Origin of the sequence: Wenzhouxiangella sp. 15190 (genome assembly GCF_003417465.1) — a bacterium.
Lineage (GTDB): Bacteria > Pseudomonadota > Gammaproteobacteria > Xanthomonadales > Wenzhouxiangellaceae > Wenzhouxiangella.
Genome location: NZ_QVMV01000028.1, coordinates 225312 through 248013 on the forward strand (window position 1 = coordinate 225312; position 22702 = coordinate 248013).

Sequence of the window (22702 nt, forward strand, 5' to 3'; positions counted from 1 at the left end):
AGCGCCGGGCCGTTGTCTTTCACTCTTTGAACTGCCGCTGGAGCCGGCAGCATCGTTTTACAATCCACCAACCGGGGAAACCGCATGAGAAAACTGAATCAGTGCCTGACGGCCGCCGCCCTGCTGGGCCTGGTCGGCGCGCACGCAAACGCCGACGACCGGGGCACCACCTCGCCCGAGGCCACACTGGGCGACTGGGGTATCGCCACGGCCAATATCAGCGAATCGGTCGAACCCGGCGACGACTTCTTCACCTGGGTCAACGCCGGCTGGCTGGAATCGACGGAAATTCCGAAGGGCTTCTCGCGCTGGGGCGCCTTCAACGAACTGCGCATCCTCTCCGAGGAACGCGTCGAGGACATCATCAGCGACCTGGGCGACAACGACCCGCAGCCGGGCAGCCCGTCACAGCAGGTTGGTGATCTCTACGCCAGCTACATGAACACCGATCGCATCGAAGCGCTGGGCCTGGCGCCGATCCGCGAAACCCTGGACAAGCTGCTGGCCATCGATTCGCACGAGGCCGCCGCCCGCTGGATGGGACGACAGGGCACGGATTCCATCGTGGCGTCTTTCGTCACCCTGGACCAGGGCAACCCCAATCGCTACCTGGCCTATCTCTACCAGGGCGGCCTGGGCCTGCCCGACCGCGACTACTACACGCGCGAGGATGATCCCTTCCCGGGTCATCGCCAGGCCTACCGCGATTATATCGCCGCCACCTTCAAGCGCGCCGGCATCGACCAGGCCCAGGAGCGGGCCGACGCCGTGCTGGCGCTGGAAATGAAGCTGGCGGAGAACCACTGGACCCGGGTCGAGGCCCGCGATCGCCAGGCCAACTACAATCTCATGAGCCCGGCCGAACTGGCCGAGAACGCACCGGAATTCCCCTGGCAGGCCTTCCTGGCCGAACGCAATCTCGACGGCATCGAGGAGGCGGTCGTGGCCACCAACACGGCCATTTACGCCAACAGCGAAGTATTCGCCGCCACCCCGGCTGAAGACTGGGCGTCCTGGCACGCTTTCCACTGGATCAACAACCACGCACCGTTGCTGTCGAGCGAGTACCAGCAGGCCCACTTCGATCTGTTCGAACAGCGCCTCGATGGCGTCGATGAACAGCGCGAGCGCGAAAAACGCGGCATCAACTTCGTCAGCTCTCGCCTGGGCGAACTGGTCGGCCGGGTCTACGTCGAGCGCCACTTCCCGCCGGATTACCGCGAACAGATGATGGAACTGGTCGAGTACCTGCGCCGGGCTTTCGCCGAGCGCCTGGACACCCTGGCCTGGATGGACGATGAAACACGCAAGGAGGCTCACCGCAAGCTCGAGGCCTTCCTGCCCAAGATCGGCTATCCGGAAAAGTGGCGCGACTACTCCGACGTGGCCATTAACGCAGACGAGCTGATCGGCAACAGCCATCGGATCAGCGAATGGTCCTGGAACGATCAACTCGCCAAGCTCGACGAGCCGGTACGTGAATGGGAGTGGGGCATGACGCCGCAGACGGTCAACGCCTACTATCACCCCACCCGCAACGAAATCGTCTTTCCGGCCGCCATCCTGCAGCCGCCGTTCTTTGATCCCAACGCCGATCCGGCCGTCAACTTCGGCGCCGTCGGCGGCGTCATCGGCCATGAAATGGGCCACGGTTTCGACGACCAGGGCTCACGCTCAGATGCCGACGGCGTGCTACGCAACTGGTGGACCGACACCGCTCGCGAGCAGTTCGAGCAGCGCACCGGCAAGCTCGTCGAGCAATACAACGGCTTCGAACCGATCGAAGGCATGAACATCAACGGTGAACTGACCCTGGGCGAAAACATCGGCGACCTCGGCGGCCTGTCGATCGCCCACCACGCCTACAGGATGTATCTCGATGATCACGCCGACGGCGAGACGCCGGTACTCGACGGCTTCACCGGCAACCAGCGATTCTTCATGGCCTGGGCGCAGGTCTGGCGCAACCTGTGGGCCAGCGAGGAATCCCTCCGCAACCGGCTGATCAATGATTCACACAGCCCGGCCGAGTACCGCGTCAACGGCATCGTTCGCAATCTCGACGCCTGGTACAAAGCTTTCGGGGTCGATTCGGACGCCGAACTCTATCTGGCGCCGGAAGACCGCATCAGCATCTGGTAATCAAGACCTTTCAACCACGGAATACACGGATGTACACGGAAAGACTAACGAGAACGCCCAGCACCCCCCAATAGGCGGATTTGCTGCTAACCGATCGTTGTTCCGTGAACTCCGTGTTTTCCGTGGCTTCCGGGTTTTGCAGTGCTTCAGTCGACTGCGAGATTCCTGGCCGTTTCCTCGATCAGGGCCCAGGCTGCTTCGATGTGAAAGCGCTCGACGCGCGTCTGGCCCGGAACGATACGCAGCGCGTAGCGGCCATCCAGGCGGGTATGCGTCAGATACAATTTGCCGCTGTCCTGGATGTTGGCCAACAAGCGCTGGTTGGCTTTCTCGATCACAGCCTCGTCCGCACCTCCCGGCGGCAGCCAGCGAAAGCATACGCAGTTGAGCGGCGCCGGAGCCAGGCGCTCGAAGCCTGGATGGGTGTCGATGGTCTCGGCCAGCCACTGGCCGTATTCGATATGCCGGCGCAGCATGGCCTGCAGACCATCGAGGCCGAACGAGCGCATCACGAACCAGAGCTTGAGCGCACGGAAGCGCCGGCCGAGCTGGATGCCCCAATCGCGATAATTGCGCACCTGATCATCTGCGCGGGTCCTGAGGTATTCCGGCTGGATCTCGAAAGTTCGCACCAGGGCGTCGACATCACGCACGTAGTAAGCCGTGCAATCGAAATTCGTGGCCATCCACTTGTGCGGATTGACAACGAAGGAATCGACGTTCCCGGCCGAGCCCAGCATCCATCGAAATTCGGGCAGCAGCAATGCCGTACCGGCATAGGCCGCATCCACGTGAAACCAGGTGCCGTGTTCGGCACAGATCACGCCGATGGCGTCGATCGGATCGATCGCGGTGGAACTGGTCGTGCCCAGGGCAGCAATCACACACAGTGGAACCACTCCTTCAGCAAGATCGGACTCGATCCGTTCGGCCAATACTTCCGGGCGCATGGCGAAATCGGTATCGACCGGAATCTTTCTGAGTGCCGCTGAACCGAAACCGGCGATCTTGACGTCCTTCTCGACCGACGAGTGTGCCTCGGTCGAACAGTAGATGGCAAAGCGCCGCTCATCCAGGTCGGCAAAGCCGTGCTCGTTGACGAGAAATCCGGTCGCCCGCTCGCGGGCGCTTAACAACGCGCATAGAGTCGCCGTCGAGGCCGTATCCTGGATCACGCCCTCGAAGTCCGCCGGCAGCCCAAGCCAGTCACGTAGCCATTCCATGACTCGGCCTTCCAGCTCGGCGGCAGCCGGGGAAGTCTCCCAGCTCATGCACTGCGCACCCAGGGTGGCGGTCAACATCTCCGCCAGCACGGAAGGGTAGGAACTGTTGGCCGGAAAATAGCCCATGAACATGGGATGCTGCCAATGCGTCATCCCGGGCAGGACGAGCTCGCGGAAGTCCGCGAGGATGGCAGCCATGTCTTCGCCCGCTTGCGGACCCTTGGTCGGAAGCTGTTCGGCGATCTCTCCCGGTGCGACACGCGCCTTGACGGGATGCTCCTCGATGGTGTCGATGTAGTCGGCCATCCAGTCGACCAGCGCATGGGCATGACGACGAAACTCGTTGCTGTCCATTGATTCCTGAGTCCGTGGTTCTCTGAATATAAACCGGCTACGGTGAGGCCGCCGTTCGCCACCACCAGGGTCGACTCGCCAGGCGTGGGTGACCGGACTGCAGGTAGCGGACCACGTCGGGATCGACCGCTACCGCCCAGATCAGTTCTGCCGAGTGCGGAGTGCCGCAAAACAAAATGCGGTCACCCATGGCCAGAGGCTCGTCCTCATCCGGCAATAGGAGCACATGGTCTTCGCGCCCGATCATCAGAACCAGGGCATCCAGCTTTTCATTTCGGTCTCGAGGATCGAGCGTCAGCATCCCGACCGTAAATTCTCCACCGGATTCGATAATTTCAGCCAACGGTGGCGTACGCTTTTCACTGACTCTGCTACTCCAGTATTGCACGCGTTCTTCACCGATCCGATCATGAATCCGCTTCAGGCAGTCGCGACTCCAGCCTTCGTCACGCCCGAGCATGGCCTCGAAGAAAGCCGGCACCATCGGGGCTTCCAGTACCGGGCGTATCGCCGAGGCGACGATACCGCTGACCGAACACGTCAGATGCGTTCCGGCTTCCTCGAACAATTGGCGATTGTGAAGATGGTTCTCACGTGCAATCACCAGCAATTCGGGATTGAGCATCAATGCCGTCATGATCGTCGACAGGTTTTCGGCGTCGTTGGCATGGGTGGTGATCAATCCGGTCACCTCGCCAATGCCGGCCTGCTCCAGTGTATCGCCCTCCGAACTGGGCCCGAAAATGCTGCCGCGGGGCCAGCCGGCTTGATCACCGTCTTCGGCAATGATGCGTGTAGCCACCCCTTCCCGCTCAAGCTGCTCGGCCAGCAAGCGGCCAAAATCGTCCTGGCCGCAGATCAGCCAGATGCCGTCCAGACGGGCATCCGATTCCCACTTCTGCCGTGCGCCGGCCTCCGACAGCCGCTCATAGAGCTGATAGGCCTGCGGGCGCGTAACCGCCAGCGTGGCCCGTTGCGCGAACTCCTCCGCCGGTCGGATAACGAATCCGGTCTCGAAAGAAATCATGTTCCGGCTCGTGGCGGCCGAGTCGGCCCGAGCGGCGACCGATACTTTTTGATTGAGCAGGCGACCGGCCAGCGCGATCTTGAGGTTGGTTTCGTCGCTATCGGTCAGGGCCAGTAGCCCGGCACACCAGCGGTTCTGCAGGCCAGCCTTGATCAGGCTCTCAGGCACGGAAGCATCGAGCCTGAAGCCCGGCACCTGCACGTTGTAGTCTTGCAACTGGAGATCGCGAATGGCGTCTGCCGAACGGTCAACCACCACTACACGACGACTGCTTTTGACCAGATTGTCGACAAGCATGCTGCCGGCGCCGCCATAACCGCAAATGAGGTAGAACGGAGCGCGAATGCCGCGAATGGTCCGCTGCAGTTGGCGCCGTCCCAGGGCTTCATGAAAAGCATCGTCACGGACGAGGCCCACAAGGCTGCCGATGGCGAACAGCCAGGCGAAAACCGTCATGTAGATGCAGAGCAGCGCCCACATGCGCTGGCCATCGCTGAACTCGGCCGGAATTTCACCGAATCCGATGGTGCTCCCGGTATAGCTGACGACGTAGAAAGCGTGAAGGAAATTCATGGTCCACGGCTCGCCGCTGTCGTCGTAGCCGGGAATGAGGGTGAAACCGAGCGTAGCGACGGCATAGGCACCGATCAGAACGACCAGCGGAACCCGCATGCGCTGGAACAGGAGTGACAGCGGTGTATTCATCACCGGCGCTCCGATTCAGCGGCGGAAGCGGTTGGTTTCGATTAACACCACCACCGTGGACACTATGTTGGCCAACAATGCGCCACCGGAAAGCGAAACCACCGAGGCCATCACAGCCGGCGTAAGCCCGGCATCAGTGACGTGGACGGCCACACCCCAGACCAGAGCGGCAGCGAGAAGCTGCAAGTCGGCCACAAGGCTGGAGGCCAGCAGCACTGCACCGATATGCGTACGTTCACCCATTTTCATCACCGTGGCGATCAGGCTGACGGCAATGGCGGCGAACAATTCGTAGGCGTTGTGATGGTCGGGATTGTCCATCTCGCCGATAAAGAAGCCGAAGTTGAGCGTCAGTGCCAGCAGGATGAAAAATGCGAATACGACTTTCTCAGGATTCATGGGCGATCCCCAACCAATCAGCGAGTACAGTCTGCACGTTAGCCGACCCAACCCGGACGGTCAATTCATAGGGAGCCTCTAATCCTTGCCGCTCCGCCAGATCGACACCAGCAACCAGACACCGCCGAGCGCAGCCCCGACGAATCCCAGCAAGCCCAGAAGTGGCAGCCCGAAGGCCTGCTGGCCCGCCTGCACGTTCATCACGATGGCCGAACCGATGATCAGTGCCGCCGTCACGATGCCCAGCGTCAGGCGGCTGGCCGCCTGATCAAGCTGGTTGCTGACCTCCTTGAGCGAACGGATGTCAACGTGCACCTCGATGCGGCCCTTGCTTGCATTGCGCAACAAGCGACTGAGATCGGCCGGCAGGTCCCCGAGCAGGCGCAGCGTCTGCATCGCGCTCTTGCGCATGCGCCGCGCCAGGTTGGCGGGCGAGTAGTGGCGCTGCAGCACTTCCTCGATGATGGGAGCGGCTTCACCGGCCATGTCGAACTCCGGCTCCAGGCGCCGGCCCATGCCTTCGAGTGTGAGAAAGGCCTTGAACATAAGCACCAGGTCAGGCGGCAGGATCAAATGGTGCTGGCGCAGCACCCCCGTGATATCACCGATCATCGCCGACAGGTCCAGCTGCTGTAGTGGAACGCCGTGGTAGTGCTCGATGAATTCCTCCACGTCCTCGCCGAGCCTCGCCTCGGAGACCTTGTCATCCTCGCTCCACGCCAGCAGGATGCCAGCCGCACCTTCCGCATCGCGTGAAACCAGGCCGTGCAGCAGTTCGGCGACCTCGTGGCGGCGTTGCTCCGAAAGGCGCCCGACCATGCCGAAATCGAGCAGGCCGATATGGTTGTCCGGCAGGTACAGGATATTGCCGGGATGCGGATCGGCATGGAAGAACCCTTCTTCGAGGATCATCAGCAGAATCGCCCGCGTGCCGCGCACGGCGATCTCGTGACGGTCGAGACCAGCCTCGTCGACCGCTTCGAGATCCCGGCCGGGTATGCCTTCCAGGCAGTCCTGTACATTCAGCCGCTCGCCGCTCCATTCCCAGAAAACATTGGGAACGACGATGCCGGAATCCGGCTCGAGCGTGTCCGCGATGCGCTCGGCGTTGCGGCACTCGGCCACGAAATCCAGTTCCAGGCGCAGGGAACGTGCGAACTGCCGCAGCAACAGACGCGGACGGTAATGCCTCAGTTCGTTCGTCTCCGACTCGAGAATCTCCGCCAGCCGCCTGAGCAGTCGCAGATCCGCCTCGATCACCGACTTGATGCCGGGCCGCCGAACTTTCAGGACAACGGGCGTGCCGTCCTCGAGCCAGGCACGATGCACCTGGGCGAGCGAAGCCGCCGCCAACGGCTCACGCTCGATATTCTTGAAGACTTCCTCGGGTGGCGCGCCGAGATCCTCGATGAGCTGGGCCTCGATCTTCTCCCATTCGACTGCCGGTGCATGATCCTGGAGCTTGCCGAATTCGTTCAGCCATTCCGGTGCGAACAGGTCGACTCGAGTGGCCAGCACCTGGCCGAGCTTGACGAAAGTGGGCCCGAGTTCCTCCAGCACGCGACGGACCCGCTCGGGCGGGCTCAGGCGCGCCAGCTCCTCGCCTTCCTTCCAATGCAGCACCTTGCCGGCACGTCTCAGCGCGCCGGCCATGCCGACGCGCTGCACGATGTCGCCGAAACCGTAGCGAATCAGGACGGATGCAATATCCTGCATCCGTCCGATGTCACGTGCTGCGCTCAATGCCTGCCAGAGCATGTTGTCCACTCGATTCAAGTAGGCACTCAGAATAGCGCATCAAAACGATACTCGTCTTGCTGACTCGGATTCCCTGTCCGAGTAGAATCAGACGCATGAATTTGCTCGCCCGACTTGTGCTGATCGCCGTTTCGGCATATGTCCTCTCCGGATGTGCGACGACGCCACCCCAGAAGCAGAACAACCTGTGCGAGATCTTCGAGCAGGAACCGGGCTGGTACGATCATGCCTACAAAAGCGAGCGCCGCTGGGGGGTGCCGATCGCCGTGCAGATGGCCATTGTCCAGCGCGAGTCGTCATTCAGGGCGCGGGTAAAACCGGCACGCACGAAACTACTGGGCTTCATTCCCTGGCGACGACCCTCCTCGGCATCCGGCTATGCCCAGGCCCAGGATCCGGCCTGGCAGGAATATCTCGAAATGACGGGCCGCTCGTCCTGGTTCACCAGTCGTGCCGACATGGCCGATGCGCTTGATTTCATCGGGTGGTACAACTACACCAGCCACCGGCAGCTCGGCATCCGCCGAAACGACGCGTACAAGCTCTATCTCGCCTATCACGAGGGCCGAACCGGCTACGAACGCGGCAGCTGGCGCGACAAGCCCAAGGTTCGGAAAACCGCCCGCGAAGTCGCCGAACGCTCCGAGCGTTATGCCCGGCAACTGCCCGCGTGCGAAGAGAAGTTCCGCTGTTCGGCCTGGTGGAAGGTCTGGCCCTTCTGCCGCTGAGCGTCCAGGTGCACGCAGACGGCGGAATGACCACTTTTAATCGCTGATACAAGCGGATACGAGCGATTCAAAAGCCTGCCCACCCCGCACTGGATCAGCGACCGCCAACCCGAGGCGGTTGCTTTCGGCCGCCAGCAGTCGATACGCCGCGTCCTCGCTCAGTGCTGACGTATTCATCGCCACACCGGCACAGCGAATGGCCGGATTGGTGTATCGCCCCAGACGCACGGTCAGGTCGATAATCTCCTCGATCGTCGGGGTCGGAAAGTCGGGATAACCAACCAGATGCTTGCGGCCGGGCTCGTGGCAGATCACGAACACATCGGGCTGACTGCCATGCAGCAACCCCATGGATACCGCGGCAAAGGCCGGGTGGACCAGCGTGCCCTGCCCTTCGATCACGTCCCAGTGTTCGTCGGGTGCATCCGGGCTGAGCGTTTCCGCCGCACCGGAGATGAAATCCGAAACGACCGCGTCCACGGGAATGCCACTGCCGGCAATCATGATGCCGGTCTGCCCCGTCGCACGAAAATCGACCAACATGCCACGACGCGACATGGCCTGCGCAAGGGAAAGCGCGGTGTATTTTTTTCCAATGGCGCAATCGGTACCGACGGTCAACAATCGCTTGCCACCGCGCCGGGTGCCGGTGCCGGACGGAATACCCTCCGGCGGCCGGCGCAATTCGATCAACCGTCGGCCGTGATCTTGCGCGGCGGAGTGCAGTTTCGGAACGGATGACAGCTTCGTGTGCAGGCCATTGACAATATCCAGCCCGGCGTCGAGCGCATCGAACAGGGCCGGATACCAGCTTGCCGGTATGATCCCGCCCGGACTGGCCACACCGATCAGAAGGGATCTTGCTCCCTGCGAGGCGGCCTGGGCCGGCGTCATCGGCTGCAGACCCGTACTCACCTTTCCGCCAGGCAGTACATACTCCCCGGTACATGAATCCGGCGCCCAGTCACGCAGCGCGAATGCCGTCTTGGCAAATCCCGTTTCGGTCACATCGCCCAGAAACAGCAGATAGGGTGTGGGCAGCGCATTCGGGGCGGCTGGCTTGGTGTCGATCATGCCGATCTTCTCCTGACGATACGAAACAGCCCCACGGTCATGAGCGGCAAGGCGAACATTGCGATTACAGATACCCCATCCATGAATACAGCAAGATTGTAGCCAACCTAGATTGTCCCCGCGAACATGGCGTTACCCGCTGCCGATCAGCACCGACTGCAGGAAAATACCGGGCAACAAGAGGCGACCGAAGGGGCCTTTCGTCATGCGCCGATCTGCGGTCCGGATGCAGGCTTGAAGCCCTGAAACCAGGTCGGATCCATGGCGCCAGTCCCGTCAACGAATCAATGTCGCCCCACCCCACACGGCACGACCGGACAACGCCGACTCTGATACATTGACCGAGTCTCGGATTGTTCTCGTGAGGGGATTCATGTCAGCTGGAACCGCGCACCGCCTCGTCTGGCTGGTCGCCCTGCTACCGTCGCTTTTGTTCCTGGCGACGCTTGCCCCCGGGGATCTCTCATCGATGGGGTCGGCCCTCAATACCATCGGCCGACTGGCGGGCGTGGCGGGCCTGGCGATGCTGTTGATGGCGGCGATACTGAGCGCGCGCATCCCGGGTGTCGATCGGCCATTCGGCGGACTCACGCGCCTTTGGCGCACTCATCACTTCCTCGGGGCAGGGTCGCTCATTCTGCTGCTGGCTCATCCCCTCCTGCTGGCTTTCTCGGCGGGCACTACCAGCCTGTACGCCGCCAGAACAATGCTCTTCCCGCCCCTGTCCGACCTGGCCAGCTGGAGCGGCTGGGCAGCACTGATTCTGATGATGCTCTTTCTTGCCCCTAGCTTCTCGTTCTTCGGCCACCCCCGTTTCGAACGCTGGAAGAAGCTTCATCGCCTGGCCGGGCCGGCCGTGGCGCTGGCACTGATCCACGGCTTCTGGCTCTCGCGCGGCCTTCCCCAATGGCTCAACATCACGGTCTGGTCGGTATTCGCGATGGTGGCCCTCGGCGCCGTGACGTGGCGCTTCGTGTTTTCGCGCCGAATCGGGCGACGGGGCTGCCGGGTCAGCAAAGTCGAGCGGGTGGCCAATAACGTCGTCGAACTGACACTGAGCCCCGAACACGGCAAGTTCGCACACGAGGCGGGCAATTTCGTCTACCTAGCCCCATACGACCCCGGTCTCGAAGCCGGGTATGGCGAGGAGCATCCCTATACGCTTTCCTCGTCGCCCCTGGAGCCCGCATTGCGCATCGCGATCAAGGACCTGGGAGACGCCAGCCGGGCGATCCAGTCGATCCGGGAAGGTGCGCATGCAACGATCGAGGGTCCGTACGGCCGCTTTTTTCCCAATCCGCGCGCCGTGACGGATCCGGAATTGTGGGTCGCTGGCGGCATCGGGATCACCCCGTTCCTGGCCCGCATGCGTCTTCTGAAGCAACTTGGGAAGCCTGCCGATGCATGCCTGATTTTCTGTGTCCAGGACGAGGCGCGTGAATTGTACGGGCAGGAGTTGCGCTCCCTGGCATCCAGCCTGTCGGGATTCAGGCTGAATTTCCATCACTTCTACCGCGAGGGCCCCATCACGCGCGAATACATCGAAAAAGTCTGTCCGGACATGGCACAGCGGTTGCTGCATGTGTGCGGTCCGCGACCGCTCAAGGACCTCGTCGTCCAGCATGCCCGAGCGGCCGGGATACCGGTCTCGAGTATTCACTCCGAAGAGTTCGAACTGCTATGAGCCTGAAAAAACCGGTCTATACCGCCTTCGTGGCATTCTGGGCATGCGTGTTCACGATCGTGCTGCTCGATTCACTGTCCGGTACCGATTCCGGACACCCGCCCCCGCAGGCACACTCCCCAGACACCTACACCCTCGCTGAAGTGGCGCGCCACGACACACTCGATGATTGCTGGATGGCGATCGAGGGCAAGGTCTATGACTTCACCGATTACATCGAGCGCCATCCGACCGAACCTTCAGTCCTCGAACCCTGGTGCGGCAGCGAAGCCACCGAGGGCATGAAGACCAAGGGTTATGGCAGAAATCACTCTCAGCGTGCCTGGCGCGCCATGGAGGACTATCTGATCGGGGAGCTTTCCGAAGAAGAATGAAATGCAAACCGCCCGGCCGCAAAAGAGCGACCGGGCGGTCTGTTCACCATTGGGCCCGTGGCGTAATGCGGGCTTGGATGACGGTCGACGGCGGACTGGCCGCCGATTCCAGGGAGTCCTTACGGCCTCAATCGAAGCGCTTGGGACCCTCGCTGGCATAGTATTCCGCCAGCGCCTTCATATCCTCGTCACTGAGATCCGCCATTTCGGGCGCCATCTTTTCCGGCTGCCAGCGCTCTTCATCACGGTAGTACTTGAACTGATGCATCAGGTAGTGCTTCCACTGGCCGGCCAGAATTCCGGCATCGTCAAGTGCCAGAGCCCCGGCATCGGTATGGCAACGATCACATTTGGCCTCGTGAATGGAAGCGCCCTGGCTCACCAGTTCCTCGTCGACTTCCTGTTCGGCCGGAGAGAAAGGCTGGGACGCATAGTGGCCGGCGGCCTCGATCTGCTCATCCTCCGACATTGCGTCGGCCAGCGCACAGTGGTTTTCGGCGCCATCCTCGGCCTCTTCCTCGAAGTAGGAATCAGCACACGGCCTGGCTTCGGCCGCAAAAATCGCAAGCTGGTTCTCCAGAAAATAATCCGAGGCCCCGGCAATGATCGGAACCGTGCTGTCATCGCTGATGCCATCCTTGCCATGACAGGAAGTACAGGATTCCACTGAATCCGGCGCTTCGGCCATGGTTACGCCTGCTCCGGCGAGGAAAACCGTAGCGAGGGCGAACTTCACTGAATGACTGAACATGCTTCTCATGAGACCTCCTCCAAATTTTGGGTCACACGCCATATCGGAGTGTGTAAGACTTATTTTACCACTGAAAGCCGTGGGGCTTTACTCAATCAGCCGAAAACCGGTAGCGCAGCATCACGTTGAAAACATGCACTGTGCCGTCCAGCGGTCGCTGCCCCAGACTCAACAGGGTCGGCACCGTATCCGGCGCAACGTCATCGCGGAAGAAATCGTCTTCAGTGAGTTTGCCGACAAGATAGCCGAAACGCAGGTTAAGGCGTTCTCCGAGCTCACGCTCTGCAGAAGCTTCCAGTGTCATGCGGCTGGTTTCCAGCGTCGGAAACGGGGGTGCCGAACCGCGCTTTTGGACCTCGATATCTCCATCGGCCGATGCGTAGGTGAAATCCAGCCTGCCTTCCACCCACTTGCCCGGGAGATCGCCGAAATTCAAGCCAATGCCGGCCGTGCGGAAGTCGTCACTCTGCCGGGCTTCCCAGGGGGCGTCTTCGATGTTGTCGGCCCCGAGAATAGTCGCGTCCAGCGACTCGAAGGCCACGAACGCATGCGCGGTGATGTCACTGGAAAAGGTGGCTGAAACGTCCAGGCCATAGCTTCTGGCCCGTCCGTCACTGAGACCGATTTCGGTATCGGAAAATTCCTCGTCGGCAAACTCGGCGAACAGGCTGGCAGCCACGTTCTCGCGCAGGGCATAGTCAGCGACGAAGCGCAGTGCATCCCGGTCCTTTTCCGCGAAATGGAAGCGTCGCAGGCTGGGATTGACCTGCGGGCCGAGACGAGCCGGATCGAGATCGTTGTTGCGCTCCTCACGACTGGCTTTCACATTCACGTTCAGGCGGGACACGGGCGTCGCCCGTATCTTGAAGGAATAGAGATTGGTATCCGTGTTCTCGACCTCCTGCAGACTACGCTCCATTCCCTTGTGTGTCGCCGAGGCTGTTACCTTCAAGTCCGAGGCCACGCGATAGTCGAGCGTTGCATTCATGCTGGTCCGTTCGTAACTGTACGGCTCGTAGGCACGTTCGTCCATCACGAACGTGTCCGAAACGACCTGGACGAATGAATCGACAGGGGTCTTGTTGTCGCGCTCATCGTAGCGGAACTGCAGCTTGGCCCGGAGCCGGTCGGTCAGGTTGCTCGTGGCCCGCAAGTTCGCTATCTGCGTATCCACACGCCCGTCGAGATCGCTTCGGGGCAAACTCGGGTTTGCCAGGCTCGTATTGAGTGTCGGCGCCAGGAACTGCTCGTCCTGCTCGCTTCGGCCGACAGCCACGTGCCCGGAAAGCATCAACCACTTCGAATAACGCCAGGACCCGGAAAGCATGAACTGGTGAAACTGGTTCTCGGGTGGCTGCGCCAGTTCGCCCAGATCGGCCCCATTGATTCCGGCAAAGGGATTCTGCCAACGCACCGACCGGTTGTCATTGTCGAAACGCGAGAGGTGATAGGCCGCTTCCAGCTGCCAGCGGTCCCTGACATAGCCGACCGCCGCCTCAACCCGGGTGGTTTCGTAATCGACGGGTGATGCCAGTTCGGCGGCCCGAAAGATAAAGCTCCCACCCCGAATCAGGTTGCCTTCCTTGCGGGTCTGCTGCACATCCACGCGATACCGCCACGGGCTCTTGCGGTTCACTTCCAAAGCCAGCCCGAGCGTTTTCCGCTTGTGCCGGATATCGACGCCGTGCAGGCTGCCGGCGAGTGCCGTCATTTCATCCGTCGTGCCGCCGCGGACCCAGTCGGCGGGCAACGTCTGATTCGCCGTGCCTGCCCCCTCGAATATCGTCCGGGTATCACTCGTATCGAGATAGGGCGTTTCGTCGTAATCGAGACTCACACTGTAGCTGCCCTGCCGTCCGCCCTCGACCGACAGCGTGCGGCTATCGAGGCCGAGCCGTTCTCCATATAAATCCAGGTAGCGAGCATCCTCCGTGCGATAGCGTAAATCGACGCCGGCCGCTCCATAGACACCCTCCTGTTCCAGGCCACGATAGTTGCCGAAATCGAACAGGTCATCGGAGACATAGCCGGCTCCCAGCAGCACGGAACCGCTCAGGCCATAAACGAACGGACAATCCTCACAAATCCACTCACTGGTATCGGGTCCAGTCGACTCCGACTCCTCTTCTTCCTGCGACGTAGCCCGGTCCTGGCCCGAAACCGACATACCCATCAGAAGGAAACCGATGAAGGCGACGGCCCTGACTTGAAACCTCCGATGGCGTTGACTGGCTGTCATGACTGCTCTCCACGCTCCGGTTAACGGTTCAGGATGGCTCCTGAAGGATGATTCGATCCGTGCACCTGTGAATGGCAGCTCAGGCAGCTGCCCGACATCAGGAAGTTGGACGGCTGGCCGGACGGAAGGTCATCGCCCGTTCGCCCGATGCTGGGGTGACCCATTCGCGAGTGGCACTGCTGACAGAGCAGCGGTGCACGCCGCGTCAGCAGATCCGGATTGTTCGAGCCATGCGGCTGATGGCAGGTCGTGCAGTCCTCGGTAACCGGGGCATGCTCCCACAGAAACGGTCCGCGCATTTCCGCGTGACACTGGAAGCAATTCTGGTTGATCGTCGGGCTGTCCAGCATGGCTTCGTTGAGGCCCCCGTGAGGTTCGTGACAGTCGGTGCAAGCCATTTCGCCAAAGCGAATCGGATGCCCGTATGCACGGTGGACTTCGGCACGCTGTTCGACATGGCAGTCCATGCATACCTGGGGCTGGCTCGATGTCACGGTTACCGGATCGCGTCGCGTGTGAACGCTGTGGCAATCGGTGCAAGCCAGTTTCTGCGATTCGTGTACGCCTCCGTCCCAATCGTGTTGCTGTTCGCGGTGGCATCCAAGGCAGGTCTCGTTCTCGCGCGCTTGCGACCACGGAGAATTGGGCCCGAAAGCGGGCATCGGTGGCCGTTCCTGGCCAAAGCGCACACGGCCGGCATGGTCGCCGCCGGGGCCGTGGCACGCCTCGCACTGGTTGCCTCCGAACGGTGTCCGCTCATCGGCCTCGACGCCGTGCGGCCCTTCGAAGATGGCCATCAAATGAGCGCTTTCCTCGTCCCCGTGGCAGCTCAGGCAGGAGTCCGCACCATCGCTGGTATAGGCGGGAAGAGGTTCTGCATCATCCTCCCCCTCCTCGGCCGCTCCAACCGGACCGAACATCGCCAGGCCGACGACACCCGCCAGCAAGATGACGCCGGCAAAGGCAAACTCAAAAAATCTCCGGCAATTAGCCAATCCCTGTCTCCTGAATATCGACGGTTTGCCCGCTCTTGAACATCCGACCTGCCGGCTCGAGGCCGGCAGGTCGGCAGTCACGCTCTATCCGTTAGTCGTCCAGACCGTGTGCTTCTTCCACCGAAACGAACCCGTCAGCGCCGTGGCAGAAGCTGCAGTTCTCCGGGCCGGCCATGTCGATTTTTGCCTGCGTATCCGGATCGGAGAACGGATCGGGGTTCAGCAGGAACGCATTGCCGAAGGAGAACCCGCTGTCACTGCGCACGGACATGTGGGTCGTCGCCACTTCGGAGTCATGGCAAGACGAGCACACCGCTGCCGCCGCACTAGCGTTATTGTCGATGGTCGGGTCGGACGCGGCCGCATCATCCGGCGCATATCCCGTGGCACCGAAGCGGCTTCCCGCGATGACCGTGGCATTGGAACTCAGCGTCGTCGCCAGCACGTTGTCGCCGAGCGGAAGGTTGTAGGTATCTTCCATGTGGCAGGCCTGGCATTCGGCCGGCGAGCGCGGATAGCCGACATGGCCGTAGTCGTGCGGTGTACCACCAAAACCGTACGCGACATACGGCATCTCGCGCGCCGCGCTACCGTGAATGGCATGAATCATGTACTTGAAGTCGACGGTGTTGTCTTCGAGAAAATCTGCAGCTTCAAGGTTCTCGCCATTGACCATTCCGTCGGGATCGATCGGTCGCCTGAACAGATCGGTCGCGTTCGGGTTGTGGCAGGCCACGCAGGCTTGCGGATTGTCGGTGCGGTTGCCGCCGTGGAAAGCCAGCCCGTCGTTTTCACCGTGACAGTCCTGGCACTTGGCCATATCGACGACCATGCGCCGGGGCATCGCTTCGGCATCGTTGATCGCAAATGCCTTCGTGGCCGAGGTCACCGGAATGTTGTCGTCATAGGCACCATCGTGGTCGAAGTCACCGGCCGGATGACCCTCAAGGACCACCGTGCCGGAACCCAGACCGTCAGTAGTGATGGGAATACTCACTGGCGAAGCAATCGCCGACGTGTCGACCGTGTAGGTGCCGTCACCGTTGTCGGTCACACCCATTGGCAGCGTACCGCTACCATCGGACAGGGGGACACTGGCCGGTTGGGCAACCGGCCGACCGGTCACGCTCGTACCCTGGCCGTCGGCGACATTGGTGTAGTCGGCATTCGGCCAGGCGATATCCATGTTGACACTGGTGGCACTGCCGGTGAACTCGGGATCGCTGGCGATATCGTACGGTGCATCGTCGTTGGTCGGATCGGTAATCGAGAATGTCACCACCGGTGATTGACCTTCGGCCGTGTTGGAGATGTCCAGAATGTTGTAGGCGATCCGCCGGGCGGCCGCCTGGGAATCGATCACGTGATAGGCGAGATTGCCCTGCAGGAATCCGGTCTCGGAATGGCATGCGACACAGGTGTCGTTCGGCTGGGCCAGACCGATGTGGTTGCGGTTGGCATTGGTCAAGCCGCTTTCATCAAACGCCAGATCATCGTGGCAGGAAGCGCAGACTTCGGCGGTCGCCCGATTGTCGACCCAGTCGGCCTGCGGCGTTTCGGGATTGTCGGGATCATGGCAGCTCGCGCAGTTACGCACATCCTGCGGAAACGCCACATGGCTGAAGTCCTGCGGCGGCGAACCGAAATTCTCGCAGCCGTAACCACAGAACTCATAGGGCTGGGTGAGATTCTCGCCGAAGTGAATCTTGTGAATCATCACCGAGAATTCCATGTTACTGCCGGTGCCACCGTCGAACGAATCCGGCTGGTGACAGGAAACGCACTGGTCGACGTGCTGCCGAGGCCCGCCGTGAAAGGCGAACTCCTCGCTGCCGTGACAGGATGCGCAGTCTTCCTGCGTGATGAGCTTGCGCTGCTCGATGCCGCTTGTATCGCCGGTCGATGGCTGAATGTCAAAAGTGGTATCGCTGCCCGCCACCTCTTCACCGAAGACCTCGGCGTCGCGAATTTCCATACCCACTCGATGCGTCAGCGTGGGTTCAAACACCACCTCGGATATGCTCTCGAGATCCTGGTCGAAGGTGAACCGATAGTCACCATCGCCCAGATCTTCGAGCATGCCGTTCGAATAGGTGCTCCCCTGCACGGCTTCCACACCTTCATCATCGGCACGCACATAAGTCGACCAGTTCCGGGTCTCTCCGTTGCTGCCGGGGATCAGTTTGTTGACGGTAAAGCTGAAACTGACGTTTTCACCCTGCTCCAGCCCGTCAATGCCCAGGCCGAATTCGTCGACAACCCGGAAGTCGATGACCGGCTCTCCATCCAGACTCGCGCCCGTAATGACCGGAAAGAGGTGCTCCGGCGCCGGTCTTGTCTTCACTTCATGCGATTCGAGCTCGCTGTTTCCAATACTGTTCCCATTACCGAATCTCTCGGCAATTTCGGGCGGCATCGATTCAAAGAACCTGCTTAGATCTTCATCACTCTTGTCAGCAGCGAAGGAGGCGGGCACAAGAAGAGCCCCCAGCATCAACCCCGCAAGAATCACGCCGCAACGTCGTGCGGTTCTCAAATTCGGATAGTCGTGCATCTTCGCTCTCCTTCCTTCCATTAAAGTTGTTTCAACCACCGATCACATATCCTCGGGCAGCTCGTGGGCAACGCCCTTGTGGCAATTGATGCAGGTCCTGCCCGTTGCTTCCCGGTATTCGGCCGAATGTCGGCGCTGGGCCTGGCGATCCTGCAGGTCTTCCGACATCGCCTCGTAGCTGTGGCAGCTGCGGCATTCACGCGAATCGCTTTCTTCCAGACGCGCCCACACCCGTTCGGCCATCTCGAGCTTGTGTGCGTCGAACTTTTCCTGGGTATCGATCTTGCCCATCAGGTGTCCGGGCACCTCGACCAGACCGGCGCGGATCTTGGTCGCCATCTTGGGGAAGAAGGCCTTGGGAATGTGGCAGTCCTTGCACTTGGCGCGCACGCCACTGCGATTGGAGAAATGGTGGGATTCGGTGTAGTCGGGGTAGACGAACGATTCCATTTCGTGGCAGGCAGTACTACAGAATTCGTTGGTGCTGGTATACGCGATGACGGAATTGAAACCCGACCAGGCGATTATGCCGATGATGATCCCGCCGATCAGAAGTGTGCCGAAGGCGTAACGGCTGCTCGGGCTACTGAACGCCCGCCATGTACGTCGAAATATCCCCGGGCGGTCGTTATTCTCGTTGTCTGGCATGTAGGTCTCCTGGTCCCTGGTGCCCCGCTGGCCGGCATCTGTCGATCCAGTGGACCGATCGCAGGCTCAATCAAGGTGATTTCCGCTCTGGATCACAGCCTGCCAAGTCTGCAGGTGATGCATGTTGATATAGATCAAAATATCTCGATTTAGGCATGGCCGTATCCCTGCTTCTCGGACCAGTTACACAGCCAGCGTCCGATTCCCCTACCGGACTGCGGGTGCCTGGCCCCTGTGCCACTTTACACACAAGGATTATTCGTGGCAAGGCGTTGAGGAGCCGGCCCCTCAGGCGGCGATGATCAGTCCGAGAGAGATCGCCAGACCGCCGGCCAGTGCCGCAGCGATGGTGTTCTGGACGGCCGCCTTGAGCTGCGCGCTGTCGTGCCCGGCCCACAGCGAACGCAGCGCCAGCAGCGAGAACACACCGGCCGGCAGAGCGATCAGGACAAGCGCCGGCATCGCCGACAAACCGACCATGGCCATCAGACTGGTCCAGGCCAGCACGACCACGGCAAGGTAGAGCACACGGCCCTTCTCCGGACCGAGCCGAACGATCCAGTTGCGCTTGCCGGAGCGCTCATCCGCCAAACGGTCGGGAAACTGCGCCGCGATCAGAACCGCCGAGATCAACAGGGCATATGGCAGACCGGCCGCAACCGCTGTCCAGGCCGCCTCACCGGTCATGACCATGTAGCTGCCCAACGGGACCAGGATGCCGAAAGCTGCCCCCACGGTCAGTTCACCCAGACCGCGCGCGCTCAGCCGCAACGGTGGCGCCGAATAAGCCCAGGCGAGAAACATTCCGCCGGCACCGAGCCAGAGCAGGCCGGCACCAGCCGCCCGCAGGAGCCACAATCCGCAAAGCGCCCCCAGGGCGAGCAGCACAAGGGCAAGAACTCGCTGTTGAGGCAGGCTCAGGAGACCACGCTGAAGCACGCGGCTGCCGCCACTGAACGGCGAGATATGGTCGCGGTTGATACTGTCGCTGCCCAGATCGTGACAATCGTTGAAGGCATTGGCGCCGGCGTGGATGGCCATGACACCGATAATCGTCAATGTTCCGGCGACCGGATCGTAGGAGGCGCCATCGTAAACGGCCGTGCCCTGTCCGATCAGGGCTGGCACCACACTGGCCAGAACGAACTGTGGCCGGGTCGCCAGCCATGCCCCCTGCAACCGTTCCCGGCCCATCACGTCGGTTCCTCCGTTCGCCATCCGTTACAGATCCTGCCGGCACACCGGCATCGTCATGCAACGGCAGCCGCCGCCGCCGCGCGAGAGTTCGGCGCCACCGATGGTCACGACCACGCGATCGTCGGCTTCGATGCGACGTCCGCCCTCGATCAGTTCGGGGGCATCGATCACGCTGAAACCGGCCCGGTCGAGCGCCTCGAGGGTATAGCGATTATGCCGGTAACCCAGGATCTGGCCCGGGCCGAAGGCGAAGAAGTTGGCGCCGCTCGCCCACTGCTCGCGCTCCTGATGGAATTCCTGCTCGCCACCGCAATTGATCGGCGCCAGATCGATGCCCAGGGCCGACAACGCGCCAAGCACGTCGCGATACTCGGTAATCGTCGCGTCCGGGCCGCCGTTGAACGCACAGTGAAAGGCACGCGAGCGGCTGGGCCCGGTAATCAGCGGCGGAAAGACCACGCACTTGTCGTGGTCGACCATGGTGAAGATCATGTCGAGATGGATCGTCGCCCGCGTCTTGGGAATCTCGACGACGATGAAATTGCTGATCGGCCCCTGCGAGGCGATCGATCGCATCAGCTGATCGATGCCGGCCAGGGAGGTTCGCTCGCTGCAGCCGATGACGGCGAGATCCTTGCGGATCACCAGCAGGTCGCCGCCCTCGATCGTGACTTCCGAGTTGCGGTTTTCGGTGCCGTCGAAATAGAACCCGGAGGAATGAAAGTCCGGGTGATACTTGAAAACGGCCTTGAGCAGCAGCGCCTCGGCGGTGCGCGCACGAAAAGCCATGGAGCCGATGATGATGCGATCATTGACGCACATCGTCGCGTCACGCGTGAAAAAGGTATTGGGCAGCGGCGGAATGGCCCAGCGCGACGGACTGAGGTACTTTTCGAGACTGATCGGCTTCTTGGGGGTGCCCTCGACAAGCTGCCGGGCCAGGGCCTCGGCCGGCAGCGCCAGCAGTTCGTCGCGCACCTCGGGGGAGTCGAACAGATCGCACATGGCCTGCACCAGGGCCTCGCACACCCGGCCGTCCTCGAGCACCTCCACCAGCAGGTCGTGCAACTCGATCGTGTGGCACACCTTTTCAAGCACACCCTTGAGTTGCCGGTGCTCGCCGGTAGCCAGCTCGAGATTGAGAATATCGTCGTAGAGCACTTCGGCCGCCGTCTGCGGCGTCATGTTCTCGATTTCCTGGCCCGGCGAGTGGACAACCACGCTCTTGAGCGGACCGATCTCGGAATTGACGTTGATATCAATGGACATGAACTGGCCGGTATTTCGAAAGAGGCCCGATTATACGCAACCGATCCATGGCTCAAGTGGGAATCCCTGGTCCTCGAAGCGAATGTCGACGGATACTTCGAGTGTTTGCCAATGCGGACAATCGCCTGATGACGCCACAGCACGCTCGCGCTATGCTGAGAGAAATGAAGTTTACGGTTGGAGCGGGACTCTGACAGGGAGGGAGCATGCCGGGCTATCACCAACGACTCATCAAATTTCTTGGCGACATCGTCGAACGCACGCCGATCATCCGGTTGTCCGTATTGCTGGTCGGACTGTGGCTGCTGTCGAGCATCGCCCTGTGGTGGGTCGAACACGATGTCTCCGGGACCCCCGTCACGGACATCGGCGCGGCCCTGTACTGGTCGGTCGCGGCATTCTCCACCGCCGGTATCGCAAACTCTCCCGTCACCAATCCCGGTCGCCTGATCGGGGGCACGTGGATCGTGGTCGGCTCGGTCATTTATTTCGGCGCCATCATTGCCGCCGTGACCGGCTATTTCATGCGCCCGGTTCAGCGCCCTGTACGCAATCTCATCGACACCATCGAGGACAACCTGGAACATATCGAGGATCTGTCTTTGGAGGAACTGGAACTGCTTCGGGAAACCGCCGACGGGCTGATCGAGCACATGGAAAAAATCAAGGCTCGCAGCAATAAGGTGCGCGAGTCGCGACAAGGGACCCAGCGGAATGACGACGGACCGCATCAATCCTGACAGCACCGACATGGACCGGCCACGAGTTTTCACCCGCCCGGGAATCGGTCTGGCGCAGCCGACGGCAAGGGCGACCGCATCGTGACCACAAGGGCGCGGCGAATCCGGGACACGCTCCGCTATGGCTGGCATCTCGCGCTCGTCCTGGCCCTGCTCTGGATCGGCCTGACCGGTGGGCGTGACTGGCTCTTCGGGGCCGCCGTAGTCGCCCTGGCCGTATTCGTCAGCCGCAGCCTGGCCCCCATGGAACGGCCGCACTTTTCCCTGAGCGGCCTGCTGCGCTTCCTCGGTCACTTCCTCTTCGCATCCTTGCAAGGGGGCATCGATATCGCCCGCCGGGCCTTCGATCCCCGGCTCCCGCTCGAGATCACCAACTGGAAACATCATTTCCGGATACCGCCGGGCCAGCCGCGGACCGTCTTGGTCGCCACCATCAGCCTGCTGCCGGGGACCCTGTCGCGGGGGCTCGGCAGCGACTGGGTGCTGGTCAATTCGATCGCCGGCGACCGCCGGCACGAAGTCGAGAAACTCGAACGGCTCACCGCGGCCATGTTCAGGATCGATCTGGAGGAAGACCATGAATAGCTTCCTAATGAGCGCCGGGCTGTTTCTGCTCATCAACCTCGCCGTCGGCCTGCTGCGACTCTATCGGGGTCCCGGTCCGGCTGATCGCATTCAGGCGCTGTTGCTGTTCGGTACCACGACCGTGGCGGTTCTCTTGTTGCTCGCCTACGCCGAAGCCCTGCCAGCCCTGGTCCACGTGGCCCTGGTCTTCGTCATGCTGGCCGCCATCGCCAGTATCGCATTCGTGCAACTCCCCCACAGGACGGGAAAGGACTAG

19 protein-coding genes are annotated in these 22702 nt (G+C 61.5%); 7 read left to right on the top strand and 12 right to left on the bottom strand.

Annotation, left to right across the window (positions count from 1 at the left end; genetic code table 11):
* Positions 1-84 precede the first annotated feature (84 nt).
* The gene (locus tag DZK26_RS08085; protein ID WP_116897665.1) at positions 85-2142 is read left to right on the top strand and encodes a M13 family metallopeptidase; all 2058 of its coding nucleotides are present in this window, start codon (positions 85-87) and stop codon (positions 2140-2142) included.
* A gap of 146 nt (positions 2143-2288) precedes the next feature.
* Here the strand turns inward: DZK26_RS08085 and DZK26_RS08090 are convergent, their stop codons facing one another.
* From DZK26_RS08090 to DZK26_RS08105, 4 genes are all read right to left on the bottom strand, one after another.
* Complete coding sequence (locus tag DZK26_RS08090) at positions 2289-3719, bottom strand: pyridoxal-dependent decarboxylase (protein ID WP_116897666.1); 1431 nt, start codon at positions 3717-3719, stop codon at positions 2289-2291.
* 37 nt (positions 3720-3756) lie between these two features.
* The gene (locus tag DZK26_RS08095) at positions 3757-5451 is read right to left on the bottom strand and encodes an NAD-binding protein (RefSeq protein WP_116897667.1); all 1695 of its coding nucleotides are present in this window, start codon (positions 5449-5451) and stop codon (positions 3757-3759) included.
* Positions 5452-5466: 15 nt separating this feature from the next.
* Positions 5467-5850, bottom strand: a complete 384-nt coding sequence (locus DZK26_RS08100; protein ID WP_116897668.1) for a DUF6394 family protein — start codon at positions 5848-5850, stop codon at positions 5467-5469.
* A 78-nt stretch (positions 5851-5928) separates the two neighbouring features.
* Positions 5929-7608, bottom strand: coding sequence for an AarF/ABC1/UbiB kinase family protein (locus DZK26_RS08105; protein ID WP_116897669.1), 1680 nt, complete (start codon positions 7606-7608; stop codon positions 5929-5931).
* Positions 7609-7703: 95 nt separating this feature from the next.
* On the opposite strand from DZK26_RS08105, the gene DZK26_RS08110 reads away from it, so the two are divergent.
* A complete protein-coding gene (locus DZK26_RS08110; RefSeq protein ID WP_116897670.1) occupies positions 7704-8336 on the top strand; it encodes a lysozyme-like domain containing protein in 633 nt (210 codons plus the stop codon).
* Between the two features lie 36 nt (positions 8337-8372).
* Here DZK26_RS08110 and DZK26_RS08115 read toward each other — a convergent pair whose 3' ends face one another.
* Positions 8373-9410, bottom strand: a complete 1038-nt coding sequence (locus DZK26_RS08115; RefSeq protein ID WP_116897671.1) for a DUF1611 domain-containing protein — start codon at positions 9408-9410, stop codon at positions 8373-8375.
* Positions 9411-9783: 373 nt separating this feature from the next.
* Between DZK26_RS08115 and DZK26_RS08120 the strand changes: the two genes are divergently transcribed.
* Positions 9784-11094 carry a ferric reductase-like transmembrane domain-containing protein gene (locus DZK26_RS08120; RefSeq protein ID WP_116897672.1) on the top strand — a complete coding sequence of 437 codons (1311 nt, stop codon included), beginning with the start codon at positions 9784-9786 and terminating at the stop codon, positions 11092-11094.
* Entirely contained in the window at positions 11091-11468 is a 378-nt protein-coding gene (locus DZK26_RS08125; protein ID WP_116897673.1) for a cytochrome b5-like heme/steroid binding domain-containing protein, read from the top strand. Before DZK26_RS08120 ends, DZK26_RS08125 begins: the two co-directional genes overlap by 4 nt.
* 127 nt (positions 11469-11595) lie before the next feature.
* Here the strand turns inward: DZK26_RS08125 and DZK26_RS08130 are convergent, their stop codons facing one another.
* The 7 genes from DZK26_RS08130 to DZK26_RS08160 all read right to left on the bottom strand — a co-directional run bounded on the left by DZK26_RS08130 (position 11596) and on the right by DZK26_RS08160 (position 21121).
* The gene (locus DZK26_RS08130; RefSeq protein ID WP_181918316.1) at positions 11596-12228 is read right to left on the bottom strand and encodes a c-type cytochrome; all 633 of its coding nucleotides are present in this window, start codon (positions 12226-12228) and stop codon (positions 11596-11598) included.
* An 82-nt stretch (positions 12229-12310) separates the two neighbouring features.
* On the bottom strand, positions 12311-14458 hold the full coding sequence (locus tag DZK26_RS08135; RefSeq protein WP_116897675.1) for an MtrB/PioB family decaheme-associated outer membrane protein: 2148 nt from the start codon (positions 14456-14458) through the stop codon (positions 12311-12313).
* A gap of 20 nt (positions 14459-14478) precedes the next feature.
* Positions 14479-15453 (bottom strand): DmsE family decaheme c-type cytochrome, encoded by a 975-nt coding sequence (locus tag DZK26_RS08140; RefSeq protein WP_147306618.1) that lies wholly within the window; start codon positions 15451-15453, stop codon positions 14479-14481.
* A gap of 91 nt (positions 15454-15544) precedes the next feature.
* Entirely contained in the window at positions 15545-17797 is a 2253-nt protein-coding gene (locus tag DZK26_RS08145) for an OmcA/MtrC family decaheme c-type cytochrome (protein ID WP_181918317.1), read from the bottom strand.
* A 252-nt stretch (positions 17798-18049) separates the two neighbouring features.
* Positions 18050-18655, bottom strand: coding sequence for a NapC/NirT family cytochrome c (locus tag DZK26_RS08150; protein WP_116897678.1), 606 nt, complete (start codon positions 18653-18655; stop codon positions 18050-18052).
* A 288-nt stretch (positions 18656-18943) separates the two neighbouring features.
* Positions 18944-19873, bottom strand: coding sequence for a prenyltransferase (locus tag DZK26_RS08155; RefSeq protein WP_116897679.1), 930 nt, complete (start codon positions 19871-19873; stop codon positions 18944-18946).
* A gap of 3 nt (positions 19874-19876) precedes the next feature.
* Complete coding sequence (locus DZK26_RS08160) at positions 19877-21121, bottom strand: arginine deiminase family protein (RefSeq protein WP_116897680.1); 1245 nt, start codon at positions 21119-21121, stop codon at positions 19877-19879.
* A 206-nt stretch (positions 21122-21327) separates the two neighbouring features.
* Here DZK26_RS08160 and DZK26_RS08165 point away from each other — a divergent pair, with 206 nt between their 5' ends.
* The 3 genes from DZK26_RS08165 to DZK26_RS08175 all read left to right on the top strand — a co-directional run bounded on the left by DZK26_RS08165 (position 21328) and on the right by DZK26_RS08175 (position 22702).
* Complete coding sequence (locus DZK26_RS08165) at positions 21328-21861, top strand: two pore domain potassium channel family protein (protein WP_181918318.1); 534 nt, start codon at positions 21328-21330, stop codon at positions 21859-21861.
* 81 nt (positions 21862-21942) lie between these two features.
* Positions 21943-22446, top strand: coding sequence for a Na+/H+ antiporter subunit E (locus DZK26_RS08170; protein ID WP_181918319.1), 504 nt, complete (start codon positions 21943-21945; stop codon positions 22444-22446).
* Entirely contained in the window at positions 22439-22702 is a 264-nt protein-coding gene (locus DZK26_RS08175; protein ID WP_116897682.1) for a monovalent cation/H+ antiporter complex subunit F, read from the top strand. The genes DZK26_RS08170 and DZK26_RS08175 overlap by 8 nt, the downstream gene beginning before the upstream one ends.